Source organism: Halomonas sp. N3-2A, from assembly GCF_002216165.1.
GTDB lineage: Bacteria > Pseudomonadota > Gammaproteobacteria > Pseudomonadales > Halomonadaceae > Vreelandella.
In genome coordinates this window covers 2,206,087-2,225,958 of sequence record NZ_CP022286.1, presented here as the reverse complement: position 1 = coordinate 2,225,958, position 19,872 = coordinate 2,206,087, and the positions used below count along the sequence as shown (strand labels likewise).

Annotated in this window: 18 protein-coding genes; 14 read left to right on the top strand and 4 right to left on the bottom strand. The window is 54.7% G+C overall.

The window, feature by feature from the left end:
* Positions 1–17 precede the first annotated feature (17 nt).
* From CEK60_RS10445 to CEK60_RS10430, 4 genes are all read left to right on the top strand, one after another.
* Positions 18–1,298, top strand: a complete 1,281-nt coding sequence (locus CEK60_RS10445; protein ID WP_198361495.1) for an imelysin family protein — start codon at positions 18–20, stop codon at positions 1,296–1,298.
* Positions 1,299–1,375: 77 nt separating this feature from the next.
* On the top strand, positions 1,376–2,815 hold the full coding sequence (locus CEK60_RS10440; RefSeq protein WP_089038966.1) for a di-heme oxidoreductase family protein: 1,440 nt from the start codon (positions 1,376–1,378) through the stop codon (positions 2,813–2,815).
* Between the two features lie 49 nt (positions 2,816–2,864).
* The gene (locus CEK60_RS10435; RefSeq protein ID WP_089038965.1) at positions 2,865–3,896 is read left to right on the top strand and encodes an imelysin family protein; all 1,032 of its coding nucleotides are present in this window, start codon (positions 2,865–2,867) and stop codon (positions 3,894–3,896) included.
* A gap of 3 nt (positions 3,897–3,899) precedes the next feature.
* The gene (locus CEK60_RS10430; protein WP_089038964.1) at positions 3,900–4,988 is read left to right on the top strand and encodes a DUF1513 domain-containing protein; all 1,089 of its coding nucleotides are present in this window, start codon (positions 3,900–3,902) and stop codon (positions 4,986–4,988) included.
* Positions 4,989–4,995: 7 nt separating this feature from the next.
* Here the strand turns inward: CEK60_RS10430 and CEK60_RS10425 are convergent, their stop codons facing one another.
* Both CEK60_RS10425 and CEK60_RS10420 read right to left on the bottom strand, forming a co-directional pair.
* Positions 4,996–5,799: a metal ABC transporter permease gene (locus CEK60_RS10425; RefSeq protein WP_089038963.1), complete on the bottom strand. Its 804-nt coding sequence runs from the start codon at positions 5,797–5,799 to the stop codon at positions 4,996–4,998.
* Positions 5,789–6,529 carry a metal ABC transporter ATP-binding protein gene (locus tag CEK60_RS10420; RefSeq protein WP_089038962.1) on the bottom strand — a complete coding sequence of 247 codons (741 nt, stop codon included), beginning with the start codon at positions 6,527–6,529 and terminating at the stop codon, positions 5,789–5,791. The genes CEK60_RS10425 and CEK60_RS10420 overlap by 11 nt, the downstream gene beginning before the upstream one ends.
* Before the next feature lie 157 nt (positions 6,530–6,686).
* Between CEK60_RS10420 and CEK60_RS10415 the strand changes: the two genes are divergently transcribed.
* Positions 6,687–7,688 carry a zinc ABC transporter substrate-binding protein gene (locus tag CEK60_RS10415; RefSeq protein WP_089038961.1) on the top strand — a complete coding sequence of 334 codons (1,002 nt, stop codon included), beginning with the start codon at positions 6,687–6,689 and terminating at the stop codon, positions 7,686–7,688.
* 98 nt (positions 7,689–7,786) lie between these two features.
* Here the strand turns inward: CEK60_RS10415 and CEK60_RS10410 are convergent, their stop codons facing one another.
* Positions 7,787–8,554 carry an ABC transporter ATP-binding protein gene (locus tag CEK60_RS10410; RefSeq protein WP_089038960.1) on the bottom strand — a complete coding sequence of 256 codons (768 nt, stop codon included), beginning with the start codon at positions 8,552–8,554 and terminating at the stop codon, positions 7,787–7,789.
* A 268-nt stretch (positions 8,555–8,822) separates the two neighbouring features.
* Here CEK60_RS10410 and CEK60_RS10405 point away from each other — a divergent pair, with 268 nt between their 5' ends.
* Entirely contained in the window at positions 8,823–9,092 is a 270-nt protein-coding gene (locus CEK60_RS10405; RefSeq protein ID WP_089038959.1) for a type B 50S ribosomal protein L31, read from the top strand.
* A gap of 12 nt (positions 9,093–9,104) precedes the next feature.
* Complete coding sequence (gene ykgO / locus CEK60_RS10400; RefSeq protein WP_082072625.1) at positions 9,105–9,245, top strand: type B 50S ribosomal protein L36; 141 nt, start codon at positions 9,105–9,107, stop codon at positions 9,243–9,245.
* A gap of 415 nt (positions 9,246–9,660) precedes the next feature.
* Here the strand turns inward: ykgO and CEK60_RS10395 are convergent, their stop codons facing one another.
* Positions 9,661–10,458: an inositol monophosphatase family protein gene (locus tag CEK60_RS10395; RefSeq protein ID WP_089038958.1), complete on the bottom strand. Its 798-nt coding sequence runs from the start codon at positions 10,456–10,458 to the stop codon at positions 9,661–9,663.
* A 236-nt stretch (positions 10,459–10,694) separates the two neighbouring features.
* On the opposite strand from CEK60_RS10395, the gene CEK60_RS10390 reads away from it, so the two are divergent.
* From CEK60_RS10390 to CEK60_RS10360, 7 genes are all read left to right on the top strand, one after another.
* Positions 10,695–11,222 carry an RNA polymerase factor sigma-70 gene (locus tag CEK60_RS10390; protein ID WP_041157719.1) on the top strand — a complete coding sequence of 176 codons (528 nt, stop codon included), beginning with the start codon at positions 10,695–10,697 and terminating at the stop codon, positions 11,220–11,222.
* Between the two features lie 131 nt (positions 11,223–11,353).
* On the top strand, positions 11,354–11,560 hold the full coding sequence (locus CEK60_RS10385; RefSeq protein ID WP_089038957.1) for a FecR/PupR family sigma factor regulator: 207 nt from the start codon (positions 11,354–11,356) through the stop codon (positions 11,558–11,560).
* A 227-nt stretch (positions 11,561–11,787) separates the two neighbouring features.
* The gene (locus tag CEK60_RS10380) at positions 11,788–12,033 is read left to right on the top strand and encodes an MbtH family protein (RefSeq protein ID WP_089038956.1); all 246 of its coding nucleotides are present in this window, start codon (positions 11,788–11,790) and stop codon (positions 12,031–12,033) included.
* The gene (locus tag CEK60_RS10375) at positions 12,023–12,763 is read left to right on the top strand and encodes a thioesterase II family protein (RefSeq protein WP_089038955.1); all 741 of its coding nucleotides are present in this window, start codon (positions 12,023–12,025) and stop codon (positions 12,761–12,763) included. The genes CEK60_RS10380 and CEK60_RS10375 overlap by 11 nt, the downstream gene beginning before the upstream one ends.
* Entirely contained in the window at positions 12,741–13,397 is a 657-nt protein-coding gene (locus CEK60_RS10370; protein WP_089038954.1) for a 4'-phosphopantetheinyl transferase family protein, read from the top strand. Before CEK60_RS10375 ends, CEK60_RS10370 begins: the two co-directional genes overlap by 23 nt.
* 30 nt (positions 13,398–13,427) lie before the next feature.
* Positions 13,428–14,429, top strand: a complete 1,002-nt coding sequence (locus CEK60_RS10365; RefSeq protein WP_089038953.1) for a TauD/TfdA family dioxygenase — start codon at positions 13,428–13,430, stop codon at positions 14,427–14,429.
* Positions 14,430–14,504: 75 nt separating this feature from the next.
* Positions 14,505–19,871 carry a non-ribosomal peptide synthetase gene (locus CEK60_RS10360; RefSeq protein WP_232471499.1) on the top strand — a complete coding sequence of 1,789 codons (5,367 nt, stop codon included), beginning with the start codon at positions 14,505–14,507 and terminating at the stop codon, positions 19,869–19,871.
* Position 19,872: the final 1 nt, after the last annotated feature.

Genomic DNA, 19,872 nt, shown 5'->3' with positions numbered 1-19,872 from the left:
GCTTAAAGGACACTGTAATGCCTGTCATCATGCTCCGTCGCCCTCTTGCAGGTATCGTTGCGCTTAGCGCGCTGATGCCTTTGGCCGTTTCCGCTGACGATGCTGTTAGCGCCGACGCTGTGGTTCATCACTATGCCGACTTGGCGCATGCTAATTACGCCGATGCGCTCAATGCCGCCGAGGTGTTGAACGAGCGTATCGACGAATTGCTGGCCAACCCTACTGTTGAGGCTCTTAACGCAACTAAGCAAGCCTGGTTGCAAGCACGAGTATCGTATCAGCAAAGCGAAGTATTTCGTTTTGGCAATATGGTGGTGGATGACTGGGAAGGGCAGCTGAACGCCTGGCCTCTGGATGAAGGCATGATTGATTATGTCGAAAGCGATGGCTATCAGCATGAGCTGGGTAATGAAGGGGCCACTGCTAATATCATTGCCAACGAACGTATCACGATAGGGGGGGAAGTCCTGGATGTCAGTGATATTACGTCAGAGCTCTTAGCCGACCTTAACGAAGTGGGGGGCTCAGAAGCCAACGTCGCCAGCGGCTACCACGCCATCGAATTTCTGCTCTGGGGGCAGGACCTTAATGGCTTCGAAGCAGGCAGTGGTGAGCGTCCGGTGAGTGACTTCCAAACCGGCGATGACTGCACCCATGGTAACTGCGATCGTCGCCGGACGTACCTGGATGCAGTGTCGGACCTGCTGGTCAGTGATCTTGAGTGGATGGTTGCCCAGTGGTCGCCTGAAGTTGAAGGCAACTATCGTCAGGAACTGCTGGCTGAAAGTGATCAGGAAGGCCTGCGCCGTATGCTATTTGGTATGGGGTCGCTATCGTTGGGTGAACTAGCGGGAGAGCGCTTGAAAGTCGCGCTTGAAGCCAACTCTTTTGAGGATGAGCACGACTGCTTCAGCGATAATACCCACAACTCTCACTACTACAACGGCCAGGGGGTTCAGAATATCTACACCGGCAGCTATCAGCGCCTTGATGGCAGTGTGGTAGAGGGACCTTCGCTGCAAGACTTACTGTCTCAGACAGATAGCGAGCTAGCCGATACCCTTGGTGAGCAGCTTGAAGCCACCATGGCGCGGCTTGATGCTATCAAGCAAGCGGCTGAAGCGGAAAGCTCGCCGATGGCATTCGATATGATGATTGCGCCGGGTAATGAGCAGGGCAGTGAATTGATCAACGAGGCGATTCTCACTCTGGTGGCGCAAACGGCATCCCTTGAAGAAGCCGCCGGTGAGTTGGGGGTTACCTCTTTGCAGCCGGATGATGCAGGCCATCGTTTCTAAATCATTCGTTTGATTTTATGAGCCGTCTGGCAGCTTGGCTGTCGGACGGCTTTTGTCGTTTGTTTCAAGGTATATTTATGTGCCACCTCTCTCGCTTTTTTGCCTTCAGGCGACTCGCTCAATGCTGCCTTTTCTTAGCACTGTTGGCGGCCTCTTTGTTTGTGGTCTCTTTACAGGCGGCTGAATCTCCCGCCATTCAATCGTCGCCGATGAGCGGTGGCGATGGGGCAGTGGAGCAATTTGATCACAACGCTTATTCATTACCGCTACGTAACATGTCGATGACCAAGCGGCTTGATTTCAGCGTCGGCAATAGCTTTTTCCGCAACCCCTGGGTGGTCGCACCTGCCAGCACTGAGGCCCGTGATGGCCTGGGCCCGTTGTTTAATACCAATAGCTGTCAAGGCTGCCATCTCAAGGATGGGCGAGGCCACCCACCGATGGGAGATGAAACCCCCATCGCGTTGTTTCTGCGTCTTTCGCTGCCTTCCAATCAGGCGGAGCCGGAAATTTTGGAGCAACGGGGGGCGCTGCCGGTACCCAACTACGGTTTGCAGCTACAAACCTCTGCGATTCCTGGCGTGCAGCCGGAGGGCAAACTGATCATTGAGTACCGTCCGCGGGAAGTGGGCTTTGCCGACGGCCATAGCGTTACCTTGCAGGAGCCGCTTTACTCAATTGCCGAACCTGCCTACGGTGAGTTACCGAACACGTTGCTGACGTCGCCGCGGTTGGCGCCACCAATGATTGGCCTGGGCCTGCTGGAGGCGATTCCTGAAGCAGACCTGATGGCGGCTGCCGACCCCAACGATGCCGATGACGATGGCATTTCCGGGCGCTATAACCAAGTCTGGGATGTGCGCAGTGGCACCACGGTGATGGGGCGTTTTGGTTGGAAAGCGGGTGAGCCCAGCATTGAGCAGCAGAGCATGCACGCCTTCGCCGGCGATATGGGGCTAACGTCTCGCTTAGTGCCGCAAACGGATTGTATGGAGAGTCAGGGGTGCGATGCCTTTCCTGATGGTGGAACGCCTGAAGTCAGCGATGAAATTGCAGACTTCATCACCTTCTATGCCTCTAGCCTAGCGGTGCCGATGCGCCGCAACATGGATGATCCTGGGGTAATACAGGGTGCCGAGACATTTAACGCACTGGGCTGCGCAAGCTGCCATACCCCCCGCCATCACACCGCCTCGGATGCCCCCCGAGCGGCGTTGGCGAATCAAGAAATATGGCCTTATAGCGATCTACTGCTCCACGATATGGGCGAAGCCTTGGCCGATCATCGTAGTGAGTTTCAAGCGGATGGGCGCGAATGGCGCACCCCTCCGTTGTGGGGTATTGGCCTGACACAAACGGTGAATCCTCGGGCTGGCTTTCTCCACGATGGCCGTGCCCGCACGCTCGAAGAGGCGATTCTCTGGCATGGTGGCGAAGCAGAGGCGGCCACCAAAGCCTATCGACATCTACCCACTGACCAGCGCGCGGAACTTATTCGCTTTCTTGAGTCTTTATGAGCTTTGCAACGCTTCTGTTACGGCTGTCGGCTATTCGTAAGGAGTTAATGTGATTTCTTCTCTTCGTCGTTTGGGGGTAGCCGTTGCGTTTTTAGCGGCTCCCTTTTCTGCACTGGGTTCCGCTGATACGGACACCAATACACCACGTGATATCTGGCATGGCGCGATAGCGCAGCAGTATGCCGAACTCAGTCATGCCTCTGAGCGCCTGGAGGCTAGCGCAACGCGCTTTTGCCAAGCTCCCGATGAATCGCTCAAGCAGCGGCTTGAAAGCGACTGGCTGGGGGCTTATCAAGCTTGGCAGGCGGTGCGCTTTGTCCAGTTTGGGCCCATTGAGCAGAATAGCCGTGGCTGGCAACTTCAGTTCTGGCCAGACCGCAAAAACCTTGTAGGTAGCAAGGTAGAAGGATGGTTGAGAGCGGACACCACGCCAACGGCCGAAGATATTGCTAGCGATAGCGTCGCGATTCAGGGATTTCCGGCTATTGAGTACTTGCTATATGACGATGCTATGAGTGACCGGCCACTTGGTGAACCGGCTATGTGCGGCTTGTTGCAGGCTATCTCTACTCATCTCGTAGACACTAGTAGCGCACTGGAGCGCGACTGGCAGGCCTTTGGTATGCACTATCGTGATACCCCGCGTTACACCGAAACCACACTGGCTAACGCCATTCAAGCAATCGAAACCCTAGAGCAGAAACGTCTTGGTGAGCCAATGGGGCTACAAGGGGCGCCTGCTAATCGCTATTTAGCGGAAGCTTGGCGTAGCGGTAACTCCATTCGTTTGGTGGAAAGTACGCTTGAAGGGCTGCGTACAGGGTTTCTTCCAGGACTCTCGACGTTGCTGCGCGAAGCCGATGCAGTGCCACTCGCCGAGACATTTCGTGATCAATTGGACAAGACGTTAGCCAAGGCGAGTGATCTGCCTTCGGGGCTGACAACGTCACTGAACGATCAAGCCTTTCGTGACCTGCAGTCGCTTTATCTCAATATTGGTCAGTTGAACTATCTGCTGGGAGCCGAAATTGCGGCCGAGCTTGGCCTCGTGCGTGGCTTTAATTCTAGCGATGGAGATTGAGCGATGCAGCGACGGCAGGTGCTGAAAGCTGGGCTAGGAAGCGTCTTAATGGCATTAACACCACTGAGCTGGGCGGTGCCGGGGCGCGAAAATGCTGACTGGCTGTTTAGCGCGGTTGATGATCTTGATGGGAAGCACTACATCGCTGGAGTGGCACTGGATGGTAAAAGCCGCTTTATGATTGAAGTGCCCGAGCGCTGTCACGGGGGCTGTCTACGTCCTAGCTCCCACCAGGCAGTACTTTTTGCCCGCCGCCCCGGCACTCGAATGCATGTGATCGATGGGGCTAATCGGCGCTTAGCTCACACCATTTCAGCGGGAGAAGGTTACCATTTCTATGGACATGGGGTTTTCGACCTGAACGGGCGCTATCTGTATGTCACCGCCAATCGTTTGTCGGACAGCGCCGGGCTAGTGCGCGTTTACGATGCTGCCAACGACTACGCTCATGTGCGCGATATGTCGCTGGATGGTATCGGGCCCCATGAGCTTCGGCTGATGCCAGATGGTGATACTCTGGTGATTGGTTTGGGGGGAATCCAGACTCACCCTGACTACGGTCGGGTTAAGCTCAATCTGGACACTATGGCCCCGGCGCTGATGCTTATGAATCGCCACAGCGGCGAAGTAGTAGCCCGCCATGCTCCTTCGCACCACCAGCTTAGCTGCCGTCATCTAGACGTGGCAGCGGACGGCACGGTGATCGCCGGATACCAATTTGAAGGCCCTGAGTGGGAGTCCTATCCGCTGATTTGTCGTCTGGATGCTGCCGGAGGCTTCTCTGAGCTGGCGCTGCCCGATGAGGTTACCGCCAGCCTGCGGCACTACACCGCTAGTGTCGCGTTTAGCCGTGTTTCGGCAAATGTTCTGGTGACCGCACCTCGCGGCAATCGGGTGCTGTTGCTGGATGCTGAACAAGGCCGTCTGAACGCCAACCTGGAATTACCCGACGCCGCCGGTGCCCGTTGTGATGGTAACGGCGGCTTTCTGGTCTCCTCCGGCCAGGGCGGACTCTACCGTGTAACGCCTGACATGGCAGTGCCCGAGTTGCTCGCCAGCCAGGAATTCCGCTGGGATAATCATTTGACCTGACAGATATCTAACGTTGGCCTAAATAGCGAAAAGCATTTATCCCTAGAGTCGAAAATGCGAAAAAGCCAGCGGCCAAGGTAACAATCGTCGGCCCCGTGGGGGTATCAAAATAGTAAGCGGCCCTGAGCCCCAACGTAACCGCCAATGTCGCAATACACATAGCTACTAGTGCCATAATTTCAGGCGTTCTGGAGAAAGGCCTTGCCGTTGCAGCAGGAATAATCAGTAAGGCTGCAATTAGCAATGCACCGACCACCTTGAGTGCCACAGCCACGACCATGGCAAGAGAGAGCGTTAAGACCAATTGCTCGCGGCGGGGCTGAATGCCATTGGCGTAGGCAAGTTCATCGCTCAGTGTGGCAGTCAGAAGTGCCGACCAACGCCAGAAGAGTAACGCCAATATCAGTAATGCGCCGCCACCGATGATCCACAGGTCATCCTGGCCAACGGCCAGGATATCGCCGAATAAATATGCCGTCAGGTCAATCCGGACTCCCGAAATAAATGAAACGGCGACCAGGCCGATCGCCAAGGCTGAGTGAGCCATGACACCGAGTAGCGTATCCATGGCATAACCGCGCCCGCTGAGTAGCGTTACGCAAGCGGCCATGGTGAGGGCAACGGTTAATACGCCTGCAAAAATAGAGAGGTTAAACATTAAAGCCAGTGCAACACCAAGGATGGCGGCGTGAGATGTCGCATCGCCGAAGTAAGCCATACGTCGCCAAACCACAAAGCAGCCAAGCGGTGCCGCGGCAAGGGCAACGAATATGCCGGCCAGAGTAGCGCGCCACATGAAGTCATCCAACATGGGCTGCCTCCTCATGGTGATGACGATAAAAAGCCAGCATTTGTGCTGTCTGTTCACCGAATAACGCTTGATAGTCTGGGGAAGACGCAACACGCTCTGGTTTGCCCTCGCAACAGATGTGGCCGTTTAAGCACAGCACATGGTCGGCGGTGCGCATGACGACATGAAGGTCATGGCTGACCATCAATACGGCACAGCGGTAGTGCTGACGAACCTCTTCAATTTTTTTATAAAAGTCCGCGATGCCACGATAGTCCAACCCTTGTGTTGCCTCGTCGAGAATTAAGATGTCTGGTTTTGTGATAAGCGCGCGGGCCAGCAGTACCCGTTGGAGTTGGCCGCCTGATAAGTGGCTCATGGCGGAATTTTCCAATGCCTCGACCCCAGCGTTTGCTAATGTTTGCTGCACATCACGACGGGCATGGCGGTGAGGAAGGTTAAGGAAGCGTGAGACCGTCATCGGTAGCGTTGGGTCTAAATGGAGTCGCTGGGGCACATAACCGATAGACAAATTCTCATCGATGGCGACGTAACCTGATGTTGGCTTAATGGCCCCAACTAATGTTTTAACTAACGTTGATTTTCCTGAGCCATTTGGGCCAATCAGCGTGACAATCTCTTCACGGTGCAATGTCAGATTAATATCTCTCAAAATATGCTGGCCACTGATCAGAACATTGATTTGTTTGGCGCGCAGGAGAGGGGCATTACCGGGTGTGAATTGAGACATCAGCTTGCAGCCTCTCGGTTAATTGCTATTCTGATTCAATTTGTTATGTTATATCATATTGAAAAAATAAGGGCTAATGCTTCTGCGGCTATAAGCGCTTTCTAGATAGGTCGTATGAGAGTGGGGGAATTATGGTTTTGATAATTTGGAGAAAAACATGAAGTACAGAATTTCACGTTACACCCTGCCGCTATTAGCGAGCTTTCCCTTGTCAGCCCTAGCAGATGTTCCCCGTGTGGCGGTAGACATTCCGCCGGTTCATTCGCTAGTGGCCAAAGTTATGGGCGACCTCGGGACCCCCGACCTTTTCATTCAGCCTGGTGCATCACCCCACGGCTACTCACTGAGGCCTTCGGAAGCCAAAGTGTTAAATGATGCTGATGTGGTCGTATGGGTAAGTAATGATCTAACGCCTTGGTTATCGGCTCCGATCGCCAATTTGGCAAACGACGCCGAGCATCTGGAACTAATGGGCGTACCCGGCATTAATACGTTTGCATATCGTGAAGGCGCGACGTTTGATCTGGGTGACCACGACCACGACCACGACCACGACCACGACCACGACCACGACCACGACCACGACCACGACCACGACCACGACCACGACCACGACCACGACCACGACCATCATCACGATGGGCAAGATCCACATGGTTGGCTGGATCCTGGTAATGCGTGGCGCTGGCTCGATGCCATTGCCCAGCAACTTAGCGAAATCGATCCTGACAATGCCGCTCACTATCGTGCTAATGCGGCACAAGGCCAGCAAGAACTTGAAGCGCTTGAGCAAGATTTAAAGGAACGCTTAGCCAATAGCGAGCAGACTCGCTTTATCGTATTTCACGATGCCTATCAGTACTTTGAAAAAGCGTTGGGTGTCACTGCGGCTGGTGCTATTTCTATCGGTGACGCATCCTCGCCCAGCCCGAGACGCATTGAAACTATCCAGCAGTTAGTTGATGCTGAAGGCGTTACGTGTGTCTTCAGCGAACCGCAATTTAATCCACAAATCGTGGATACTGTTTTTGGCGATACCGATGTCTATATTGGTGTAATGGACCCACTAGGCGTTGGTTTAACGCCTAGTGCGGGACTTTACGATGCACTGCTTAACCAGATGGCGGATGAAATACAACGCTGTACTGACGCGATGTGAGTCATCCAAGAAAGCTGATATTAAGAAGAAGCAATTAGGCAGACGCGCTAATGTAGGCAGTGATCTCATCTGGCATTAGCGCGTTGGTATACCTTCACTCATTGAGCCACGGCGATATTGTGCTCTCCGTTGGGGTGCTTCATGACCTGCATCGGTAGGCCATAAATCGCTTCTAAGGTGCTGCAGCTCATCAAATCATCCGGGCTGCCATGGGCTAGCAAGCGACCGCTGTGCAGTGCCATCAATTCATCGCAGTAACGCGACGCCATATTGATATCGTGCAGTACAATAATCACCCCAAGGTTTAGCTCATCGCATAGCTTGCGAACCAGCGCTAGCACCTCAATTTGGTGAGCGATATCCAGCGCCGCTAGTGGCTCATCGAGCAGCAAGAAACGGCTTCCCTGGGCGAGTAGCATGGCCAGCCATACTCGCTGACGCTCGCCGCCGGAGAGTGTATCGACTAAGCGGTCGGCAAAGGCCTCTGTGTGGGTAAGGGCGATGGCGCGATCAATGGCGTCTTTGTCTTTCTGGTTATGGCGACCCAACAGGCCGTGCCAAGGGTAGCGGCCAAAAGCCACCAGCTCGCGTCCAGTCAGGCTTTCAGCGCTGGGCAAATGCTGGGGCAGGTAAGCTACCTGACGAGCGAACTCGCGGTTTCCCCAGTCACTCAGTGGGCGCTGGTCAAAGTGAATCTCGCCTTGGCTGGTGGGTTGCTGCTGGGCCATCAGCTTAATCAGCGTCGACTTTCCCGAGCCATTGTGGCCAATCAAGCCGTAAACCTTGCCCTCATGAAAGCTGTGGTCAATGGGATTTAGAATCTGCTTACCATTGATTTCAAAGGTAGCGCCTTTGACCTCGAACATGAATGACTCCTGGCGATAGGGTTAATAATAATGGTTCCATTCTAGTGCTAATGGTTCTCATTTTTAACAAAAAATGAAAATATTTCTGTCGGCTGGCTTAGGTAAGCCTTACGAGAGTTTGAGTATTGGCCGCTAGCGTAGTGCTGCGGGGTAAAGTGTTCAGTTGCGAGCCAACAAGGTAGGCCAGCAAGATAATCTTTACATGTTAATGAGAATCATATCTAATTGTTATGTTATCTTGTATCAATCATGCTTGAAGGAATTGAATATGAAAAAGGGCATACATCCTGCTTATGGCTACGTGGTGTTCCGCGACACCAGTTGCGGTACCACGTTCCGGATCCGTTCTACCTGCACCTCAAAGCAGACGATTGTTTGGGATGATGGCAATACCTACCCGTTGATTGACCTGGATGTCTCTAGTGCTTCTCACTCTTTCTATACCGGTGAGCAACGCAGAGTTTCTGCTGAAGGTCGGGTGGCGCGTTTTCAGCAGCGCTTCGGTTTGGTTTCGCGCCGCTCTTCTGGCGCTAAGTAGAGGATATATAGAGTGCAAGTACTTAGCTCGCTCAAGTCCGCCAAAAACCGCCATCCTGATTGCCAAGTGGTTAAACGTCGCGGACGGCTGTATGTCATTTGTAAAACGAATCCGCGCTTCAAAGCGCGCCAGGGAGGAAAGCATAAAAAATAAGCAGGGCATACCCCAGGTCCAGCGGCTTATTTTTATCAACGCTCAATACGGCGTTTGAACTCAGGGATGGTGCGTAATATCAGTCAGTTAAGGCTGACTAGCATTATCCCCTAGCTCCATATAGCAAAGCGGCCACAGCGCCGTCATTCCTGAGTCACCGCACCGTCATTCCCGAGTGGGGTTATCGGGAATCCACCTTGACCTTGACCTGCAGCAGCGCAAACCCCAGGTCAACATGGATTCCCGCTAAGGGCCTGCGGGAATGACAAAGTGGTAGGGCCTGCAGGAGTGACGAGGGCGGCTCGGAGGGCTGGGGTGGAGTCATCGTCAGGCACTTATTAAACAAAAAAACCAGCCCATCAGATAATGCCGGTCGGCTTAACTGACTTGCATTAGGGGTGGAGCGGATCTTTTGTTAGCAAGAGCTTAAACATGTTAGCAGTTGGCTATGCTGTTCGGGGTGCGCAGCAATTAGGCTGTTCCATTGAACAGGATTTTCCTCACCAGAGATATCCGTGACGGTGTATCCAGCTTCCCGAGCTATCACAATACCGGCAGCGATATCCCAGAAGTCGAGCGCGGCGCCTTGCGACCAAAAAGCATCAAACCGACCTAGGCTGAGATAAGCGATCTCAAGTGCCGCTGAACCAGGGCTGCGGATACCCGCCACCTGGGGCATTAGGGCAGCAAGTTGATTTAGCGCTGTCGTGCAGTCGCCTTTGGCATGGTAAGGCAGGCAAGTGCTCACCAGCATCTCGGTCAGCGGGCGAGGGGCTGGTGTTGTTAATGGGCGATCATTGAGAAAGGCGCCTGTGCCTTGGCCTGCCCAGAGCATTTCATCAAGCAGTGGTTGATAGACAACACCGATGATCAGCGCATCGCCTTTGGTGACCGCAATAGACACCGAGAAGTGAGGCACGCCATGTAGAAAATTGCTGGTGCCATCAAGGGGGTCAATGATCACGGTATAGTCGCTATCGGTGGGCGTCAGGCCACTTTCTTCGCCAAGGAAAGCGATATCGGGAAAAGCGCTGCTGATGCAGTCGATAATGATACTTTCGGCTGCCGTATCGTAGTAGCTAACGAAGTCAGATGTTCCCTTTTGCTCAAATGCAATTCGCCCCTTTTGCGAATACCCCTCACGCAACAGCGCGCCAGCCTCATAGGCTGCTTGCTTAACTGTTTCCAGCAAGCTGTTTTCGCTCTCAAGCATGTCGTTTCTCCTGGGGGCTTGTATGGCTGTTATCAAATCATTTGGTAAAGGTAACTAACCATCCATGACGTGGCGATGACAGTAGACGTTTTTGGTTTGGTAGATCAGTTGTTTAGTACAAGCATATCGTTATGAAAAGAGGATTAGGCCTCTCTGATTGACTTTACTGCTCGTTAACGCAAATAATAATTATTGTTATTTATTTTGTGGTGTTAGTTAAGGCAGGAGGCCAATCAGTGGATACCCAGACCTGGAGCGCTGAGTTAGAAGATATCTTCGTTAATCAGCGGCCCCGGCTCTGCTGTGTCGCCGCAAGAGTCTTGGGAAATGCTGATCAAGCCGATGATGTTGTGCAGGATGCTTATCTAAAAATTTCAGAAGCAACCACGCTTTTTGAGGTGAAGCAGCCCATCTCCTACGTGTCACGTGTGGTGCGCAACCTCGCCATTGACCGTTGCCGCCGTTCGGCATTTGAGTCAACGCTGTTTGCCAAAGAAGAGGAGGGGGAGGCTGCCTCTTATGCGTCACACTCTCCAGAGGTGATCGCGATTGATCGTCAGGCCTTGGCTCAGGTGGTGGACGCGTTGGACGAGCTACCTGAGCGTACGCGGCGCGCTTTTGAGCTCTACCGGTCGGGGAGCCATACGCAGCGGGAAGTGGCCCACTTATTAGGTATTTCCACCACGTTAGTTAACTTTATGATTCGCGATGCACTGACTCATTGCCGCCAGTCGCTTCAAGGTCAGACGTTGCCAGATCGGTAAGCCTACGTTCCGTCCCTTCTTTGTGGTCGCTTTGTTACACTGTCAACGAACAACGATAGCGTTGAAACCCTAGGCGCTTACCGAGTCAGTTGGTCGATGGTAGGCAACAGTAGCGAGGTTTGACTGTAACGATGGATAACGACAGCGGCGATGATGCCGTTTGGCAAGTGGCGCTAGATTGGCTGATGCGCGAGCATGAAGAGTCGTTGAGTGATGCTGATCGCGAGGCGTTCCATGCGTGGCTAGCGGCTTCTTCTCAGCATCGCAGGGTATTTCATGAAGCCGAACAGCTATGGCTGCTAACGGGGATGATCCCCCGCAGTGATGAGCGCAACTGACAAATCATCGCTTTTTGCCCATTCTTTTTTTGTTCCCCCCTGGTTTTCTTCCTTGATGGTTTAACGGCTTTCATGTTTTTAAGCACTAGAGCCGTTTGCCCTCACGCGTATTTTTCCTACTTTCTTTCTCCCCAGCATTAAATTTCTATATACCTCACTCGTCATTATGTAATGAGAAGCAATTGTGTTTATTTTCTCATTTCTTAGACAACGGTGAGGTTAGTTCCATGACAAGCTGTTTTGATCGTGAAGATGGTGTCTTCCGCGTATTAGTCAACCACGAAGAGCAGTATTCCCTGTGGCCCGAGTGGAAGGCGATTCCTGCGGGCTGGACAGATACGGGTGTACTTGGCGATAAGCCAACCTGCCTCGATTACGTCGAAAAGACTTGGACCGATATGCGCCCGCTGTCGCTGCGTCAGTGGATGGATGAACAAGCTAATAGCGAGGCGGAGCAGGTGAATGCAGGTTAAGCGCTTAAAGCTGCTCTGTCTGCCCTGTGCTGGTGCCAGTGCCACTATGTATCTGCGCTGGAAGCGTCAGTTGCCCGCCTGGATCGAGGTGCATCCTGTTGAACTACCTGGACGTGGCGAGCGCCTGGGCGAGCCGCTTATCGATGACTTCGAGACCCAGGTGGTGCGGCTGTGTGAAGAGCAAGCAACGCGAATGCGCGGCGACTTTGCCTTGTTCGGTCACAGCATGGGGGCGCTGCTGGCCTATGGCATGGCGGCACGCTTGCGCGATGTGGGGCGCCCTCAGCCACGAAAGCTATTCGCCTCGGGGAGTGCAGCGCCCTCAATGCGTGATTCAGATCGCTTGGCGGGTCTTGATAACGATAAGGCCCTAATTGCGGATCTTCGCCAACAGGGCGGCACGCCAGAGGAGGTATTCGAAAGCCCGGAGCTGTTGCGCCTCACTCTCGATGTGTTAGCGGCGGACTATCGTCTCTGCCGTAGTTTTCGTCATCGCAGCGGGACGCCATTCGACTACCCGGTAAAGGCTTTGGCGGGCTTCGATGATGAGATCGAGAAGGTGCGCTTGGAAGCGTGGCAGCGCGAAGCAGGCGGTGCGTTCTCGTTGAACTGGTTCGAGGGAGGACACTTCTTTATTCGCCAGCAGGAAAGGCAGGTGTTGGCAGCCATCAAGCAGGCGCTGACCCTACGGCTAGAGGAGGTGCTTTATGCAGCGCCTGCAGTTAGCTGAAGGGGCTCCTGAGGGGCTTGAAGTCTGGCGCTTATCGCTCGATCTGAACGCCCCGGTGGCTGACGAAGATGATCGGTTGCTGAGTCGAGCCGAGTGGCAGCGCGCCCAGCGGCATCGCTGTCACGCCGATGTCGTACGCGCCGTGGCGACTCGCGCGGCTCTTCGGCGACTGCTATCAGCGCACACCGGTATAGCGCCAGAAAAGTTGCTGTTCACTCAGAACGCTTACGGCAAACCAGCGTTGGAAAACGCTGATGGGCCTATCTTCAATGTCTCCCACTCTGGCCATGTCGCCCTGATCGCGCTTGCTCCCGGCGGCGCGGTGGGGGTCGATATTGAGCGCTGCCGACCTGAGGCCGAACTGGCGCCGCTGCAAGGACTGGTGCTATCGCCGAGTGAGCGGTTCGACCACTCACTGCCCTTTATGGAGCGCTGGGTGGTTAAAGAGGCGGTGCTCAAAGCCTTGGGGCTGGGCATTGCGGATCATTTGCAGTCGCTCTCAGTCACCCCTTCTTTAGAGCTGCCAGACACCTACAACCTTGAGCACTCGCTTCCCATTTCATCACCTTTGCAAGCATGGCCGCTGCCAGCGCCGTGTGGCTATGCGGCAGCCCTGGGTTATGTCCAAGGCTAACGCTACTCAACGAATTTTAGGAGCTCAATAATGGACAGCCAAAGTGCAACATTAACGCAACAAATCAACGCCATATCCAAACGTCAGGGGCCAGCTGATTCAGAGCTGCCTATTATGATTTCTCCTGCCTACCCAGGGCAGTCGCTGCTGGAAGCCTTTAGCGAGTTGCGTGCTGATATCGAGACTCTAGTGGCCAGGGTAGGCGGCGTGTTACTAAGAGGCTTCGACGTGCCGACGGTTGATGATTTTCAGCAGTTTGCCGCCGCCTTTGGTCATCCTCTGCTGAGCTATGAGTTCGCCTCGACGCCACGCTCATCGGTTTCATCGGGCATTTATACCTCGACCGAATATCCCGCCCATCAACACATTCCACTCCACAATGAGCAGGCCTACACCCGCGAGTGGCCGATGAAAATCTGGTTCCACTGTGTCACCGCTTCCCTCGAAGGGGGGGAGACGCCGATAGCCGATAGCCGAGCCATATACCGTCGTATGCCAGTAGAGATCCGTGAGCGCTTTGCCCCTGGCATCCTCTACGTACGCAACTACGGCGATTTCGATATGCCTTGGCAACAGGTGTTTAACACCGAAGAGCGCAGTGAAGTGGAGGCATTCTGCCAGCGCGCGGGGATTCGCTGTGAATGGAAACCCGATGGTGACCTGCGTACTACCCAGCTATGTCAAAGCATAGAGACTCACCCTGTCACCGGTGAGCAGGTGTGGTTTAACCAGGGCCACCTTTTCCATGTCTCCAACCTGCAGCCAGAAGTGCGTGAATCGCTAGAAGAGCTGCTTGACCCCGAAGACATGCCGCGCAACGTCTTCTTTGCCGATGGCAGCCCCATTGACGATGCCATTTTCGATGAGATCCGCGGCGTACTGGCCGACGAAACAGTGATGTTCCCTTGGCAGGCGGGCGATGTGCTGATGCTCGACAACATGCTGGTCGCCCACGCACGGACACCCTTTAAAGGGCCGCGCAAAGTTGTTGTCGCCATGGCGGAAGGCCACGGCAACCTCTCCAAAGACTGAATACAGCGGCTCAACCTCACGCCACGGCCAGGAGTTCCAGCAGGTACGCATATGAATATAAGGCACGCCCAGACAATGAACAGCCACCCGTCCCATAACGATGCTTTTAGAAACGATGCTTTTAAAAGTTATGTCGAGCATTTAAGTCGCTTAGCCCGTGAAAGGCCCAGCGACAGGGCGCTGATTGTGGTGAACGCTCAAGGTGAAACCACCCTTGATTACGCCACCCTGGAGCGGCGTTCGCGTGCTTTGGCCAGCGAGCTACAGCAGCGGTTCGCGGTTGGTGAGCGTGCCTTGATCCTGCTGGATAACGATGAGCACTATGTGGTGGCGTTCTTCGCCTGCCTGTATGCCGGGGTGATTGCCGTGCCGGTCTTCCCTCCCGAGTCGGCCAAGCAGCAGCACCTGGCGCGCCTGCTCGCTATTGCCGCCGACTCCCAGGCTGTTTGTGTGCTTACCTCTACGACGATTATCGATGTGGTCGCATCGGCAAGTGAAGGCTTCGGTAGTGCGGAATTGATCCCCGTGGATGCTGTAGATGAGAGTCGCGCTGAACACTGGGTCGAGCATCACCCAAAGCGTGATGATCTCGCCTTTTTGCAATACACCTCCGGTTCCACGGCCACGCCCAAAGGCGTTATGGTCAGCCATGGCAATCTGATGGCTAATGAGCGCGCTATCGAGACAGGTTTCTCAATAGGTGCTGATGATGTCTTCGTCAGTTGGCTGCCGCTTTATCACGATATGGGGCTGATCGGGGGCCTGCTGCAGCCTATCTATCGTGGCATTCCCGCCGTGCTGATGAGCCCGACCTTCTTTCTGCAGCGGCCGATACGCTGGCTGGAAGCGATCTCTCGCTACGGGGGTACCATCAGTGGTGGCCCCGATTTCGCCTACCGGCTGTGCCTTGAGCGACTCCGCGACGAACAGATTGAGACACTCGATTTGTCTAGCTGGCGGGTCGCGTTCTCAGGCGCCGAGCCGGTACGCCACGCAACCCTCACTGGCTTTATTGAACGCTTCCGCCCGGCGGGCTTCGCCGCTGATACCGCTGCACCCTGCTATGGCTTGGCTGAAGCCACGCTGCTGGTCAGCTGCAATTCACGCGGGACAGGCGTAGTGGGCACGGCTTTTTCGCAACAGTCGCTGGCCGAGGGGAAGGCCGCTTCAGCGGTTGAAGGCAATACGCTGGTAGGCTGCGGCACCCCAGAGCCAGATCACACAATCGACATTGTCGATCCCGAGGGGCTTCATTCTTTGCCCGAAGGAGACGTCGGCGAGATCTGGGTCAACGGGCCAAGCGTGGCACATGGGTATTGGCACAACCCCGAAGCAACAGCCAAAACCTTTGTCACTCGTGATGGCGTTAGCTGGCAACGTACCGGTGCTCACGATAGCGATGCTCACGATGCCGAAGCAGAAGGCCATAACGCCCAAGACGATCGCTGGCTACGCACCGGCGATTTAGGCTTTTTACACCAAGGGCAGTTGTATATCGCCGGGCGTATTAAAGACCTGATCATTCTGCGCGGCCATAACGTCTACCCCCAGGATATTGAGAGCGCTGTTGAGGCGGAAGTGGAAGCAGTGCGCAAAGGGCGCGTGGCGGCCTTTGCCGTGACCACGCCGAAAGGCGCCGAAGGGATCGGCGTTGCGGCAGAAGTCTCCCGTGGTATGCAGAAACTGGTACCCGCTGAAAAGCTGATCGAGGCGCTCAGTGAGACGGTAGGATCCGCCTGCCATGAGCCGCTTTCTGTCGCGCTACTACTCAACCCTGGCGGTCTCCCCAAAACCTCCAGCGGCAAACTGCAGCGCAGTGCCTGCCGCCAAGGCTGGGAAGCGGGTAGCCTGGATGCCTACGCCATTCACGCCTTTGGGCATTTTGTCAGCGGCGGCGGCGATGACGCCAGTGGTAGTAAGGCATCGCAATCTACCGCGGAATCTGGGAGCGAAACGGAGCAGGCGTTAGCGAAGCTCTGGCGTCAAGTGCTGGGGGATGACGAGACCCTGTCGCAAAGTAAGCCACTAGGAAGAGACGCCCACTTCTTCGCCAGCGGTGGTAATTCTCTGGCGGCGGTGCAGTTGGCTTCACGCATTAGCGATCATTGGGTGATTGATTTTTCAGCTAAGTCAGTGTTTGAACACTCCTCACTGGGCGCTATGGCAAATGAAGTCGAGCGTATCAGCAGTGATCATGCCAATTCGGGGCGCTCGCCGATCCCAATATTGTCACCTACACACCGTGCCGAGCCACTGCCTCTCTCCCATGACCAGCAACGCCTATGGTTTTTATGGCAACTAGAACCTGAGAGTACGGCTTACCATATCGGTGGCGTTCTGCGTTTATCAGGCCAATTGGACACTGCAGCAATGCGTGATGCCTTTGACGGTTTGGTAGCCCGGCATGAGTCGTTGCGTACTCTGTTTTACGTTGATAAGGATGGGGGGCCTAAACAGTTAATTAGGCCTGACCCTACCTTTGACCTGGAAGTCGTCGATTTTCGTGGCATGCCTGCTGAGGAAGCTCAGCAGCGTGAAGATGACACGATACGACGGATAAATGATGAGCCGTTCGATCTCTCAACAGGCCCGCTGTTGCGAGCTGCGTTGCTGTGTGTGAGCGACGATGCCTATGCCTTGGTCGTGGTCATGCATCACACTATTTCCGATGGCGTATCGATGCAGATCATACTCGATGAGTTGGTGGCCTTTTATCGTGCCCATATGCGCCGTGAGCCTGCTCAGTTGCCTGAGTTGAGTGTCCAATACGCTGACTATGCAAGTTGGCAGCGTGACTGGCTGGCAGACGGTGAGGGAGAGCGACAGCTTGCTTATTGGCAACAACAGCTTGGCAGCGAGCACCCTGTGTTGGACTTGCCAACCGACCATCCCCGGCAGGCGTCAACGGCCAAGCGTGCCGGTCAGCATGGGTTTTCTCTTTCCAACGAGCTCCAAGTGGGCCTGCGCCGACTCGCCGAGAGTCAGAATATAAGCCTTTTCACTGTGCTCTTGGCAGCCTTTCAAGGACTGTTGCACCGGTATAGCGGGCAGCAAGAGATCCGCGTGGGAGTGCCGGTGGCTAATCGGCAGCGTCAGGAAATAGAGAGGGTAATCGGGTTTTTTGTTAATACCTTGGTATTGCGCAATAACATCGATAGTCGCCACTCATTTGAAACGATACTGACACAGTGTCAAGATGCTGTTATCGGTGCCCTGGCGCACTCAAACTTACCTTTTGAGCAGCTTGTTGAAGCGCTACAGCCCACACGTAATTCGACTCATAACCCACTTGTCCAAGTCATGTTCAACTATCGGCAAGAGGATCTCTCTGGCTTTCAGACATTGCCCGATTTGACACTGACTGAGTCAGGGTTTCTACAGCAGGATGCTCAGTTCGATTTAACACTAGAGGTGCGGGAGTCCCCTGATGGACAGCTGAAATTTAGCATGGTTTACGCGTCGGGGCTGTTCGAGCCTGAGACCATTCAGCGCCTTGCGGGATATTTTGAGACATTGCTGCAAAGGTTGCTTATGTCACCAGGGCAGGCACTGGGTGATATCGAGTTGCTTGAAAATTCTGAGCAGCAGCAACTTATCCAATGGGGAGTAAACACTCAAGGATATTCCGATGCTGCGCCAGTTCATCATTTGATTGAGCAACAAGCGGCGGCAATCCCTGAAACCACGGCGCTCGTATTTGCTGATCAGTCACTCAGCTACGCTGAACTTAATACCCACGCGAACCGCCTGTCACACTATTTGATCGGCCTTGGCGTAAAGCCAGAGACCCGAGTGGGCATCGCTATGGAGCGCTCCATCGAGATGGTGGTGGGGTTGCTGGCGATTCTCAAGGCGGGTGGCGCCTATGTGCCGCTGGATCTGGAGTATCCCTCGGAGCGGCTGGACTTCATCGCCGAAGATAGCGGCATTGAGCTGCTGCTGACTCAGCACCACTTGCGCAAGTCACTGCCGGTAGCGGATGGCCTAAGCGTTGTTGAGTTGGATCGGCTGGACGTTGCACATCACGCCTCTACCGATCCAGCGGTGGCGCTGCACGGCGAGCACCTCGCCTACGTGATTTACACTTCGGGCTCCACTGGGCGACCCAAGGGCGCCGCCATCCGCCATGATGCCTTAACCAACTGCATGGTCTGGATGCAGGAGACCTACCAGCTCACCGATGCGGATGCTGTACTGCACAAAGCGCCGTTCGGGTTCGACGTTTCAGTATGGGAGATTTTCTGGCCGCTAAGTGTCGGGGCACGTTTGGTGATTGCCCAACCAGGCGACCATCGGGATCCTGAGCGCATTATCGAGCTGATCCAGCGGCAAGGCGTTACCACGCTCAACTTTGTGCCCTCAATGCTCAAGGCTTTCCTGGCTTATCCTGATGTCAAGGCCAAAACACGGCTCAAGCATATTATGTGCGGTGGTGAGGCCGTTCCAGCGACGCTGCAGCAAGATGTAGCTGAGTGTCTTGATGGTGCCCACTTACATGATCTCTATGGCCCCACCGAAACCACTATTCACGTCACGCACTGGTGGTGCCGTGATGAAACCCATCGACAAATACCCATTGGGCGGCCTATCAGCGGTACTCGTACCTACGTTTTGGATGGTGGACTCAACCTGGTTCCACCGGGCGTGGCGGGAGAGCTGTACCTGGGGGGAGTAAGCCTGGCTCGTGGATATCTCAATCGCAGTGATCTAACGGCGGAGCGTTTTGTAGCGGATCCGTTCACAGAGGGCGAACGCCTCTATCGCACTGGTGACCTAGTGCGTTGGCGTGATGATGGTCAGCTCGAATACCTGGGCCGCCTTGATCATCAAGTAAAAATCCGTGGCTTGCGGATCGAGCTAGGTGAGATCGAAGCCGAGCTATTAGCTCAGCCGGAAGTTCGCGAAGCGGTGGTGGTCGCCCAAGAAGGCCCCGGTGGTTCTAGGTTAGTCGCTTATGTAGTTCCCCAAGCCGACAGTGAACTCGACACCAGCTCACTACGTGAAGCGCTGGGTCAAAAGCTACCGGATTATATGGTGCCGGGCGTCGTGGTCACGCTCGAGGCACTGCCGCTGAATGCTAATGGCAAGGTGGATCGCAAGGCCCTGCCCGAGCCGGAGTTAGCCAGTGGCTCGCAGTATGAACCGCCTCAAGGTGAGGTGGAAGAAGCGCTAGCGGCGATCTGGTCCGAAGTGTTGGGGGGGGAACAGTTGGGCCGTCATGACAACTTCTTTGAGGTAGGAGGCCACTCGCTTACAGCAATTCAGATATCGGCACGTTTCACGCAGCGCTTTGGTGAGGCGTTGCCAGTACGGCTGATATTCGAATATCCGACGCTGGCGGAAATGGCAACACAAGTCGCGTTAAAACAGGTGAATGCCGATGGTGGTCGCGCGAAGCGGCTCTCCACTATGGATCAACTGCTCAACGAATTGGAAGGGTGAA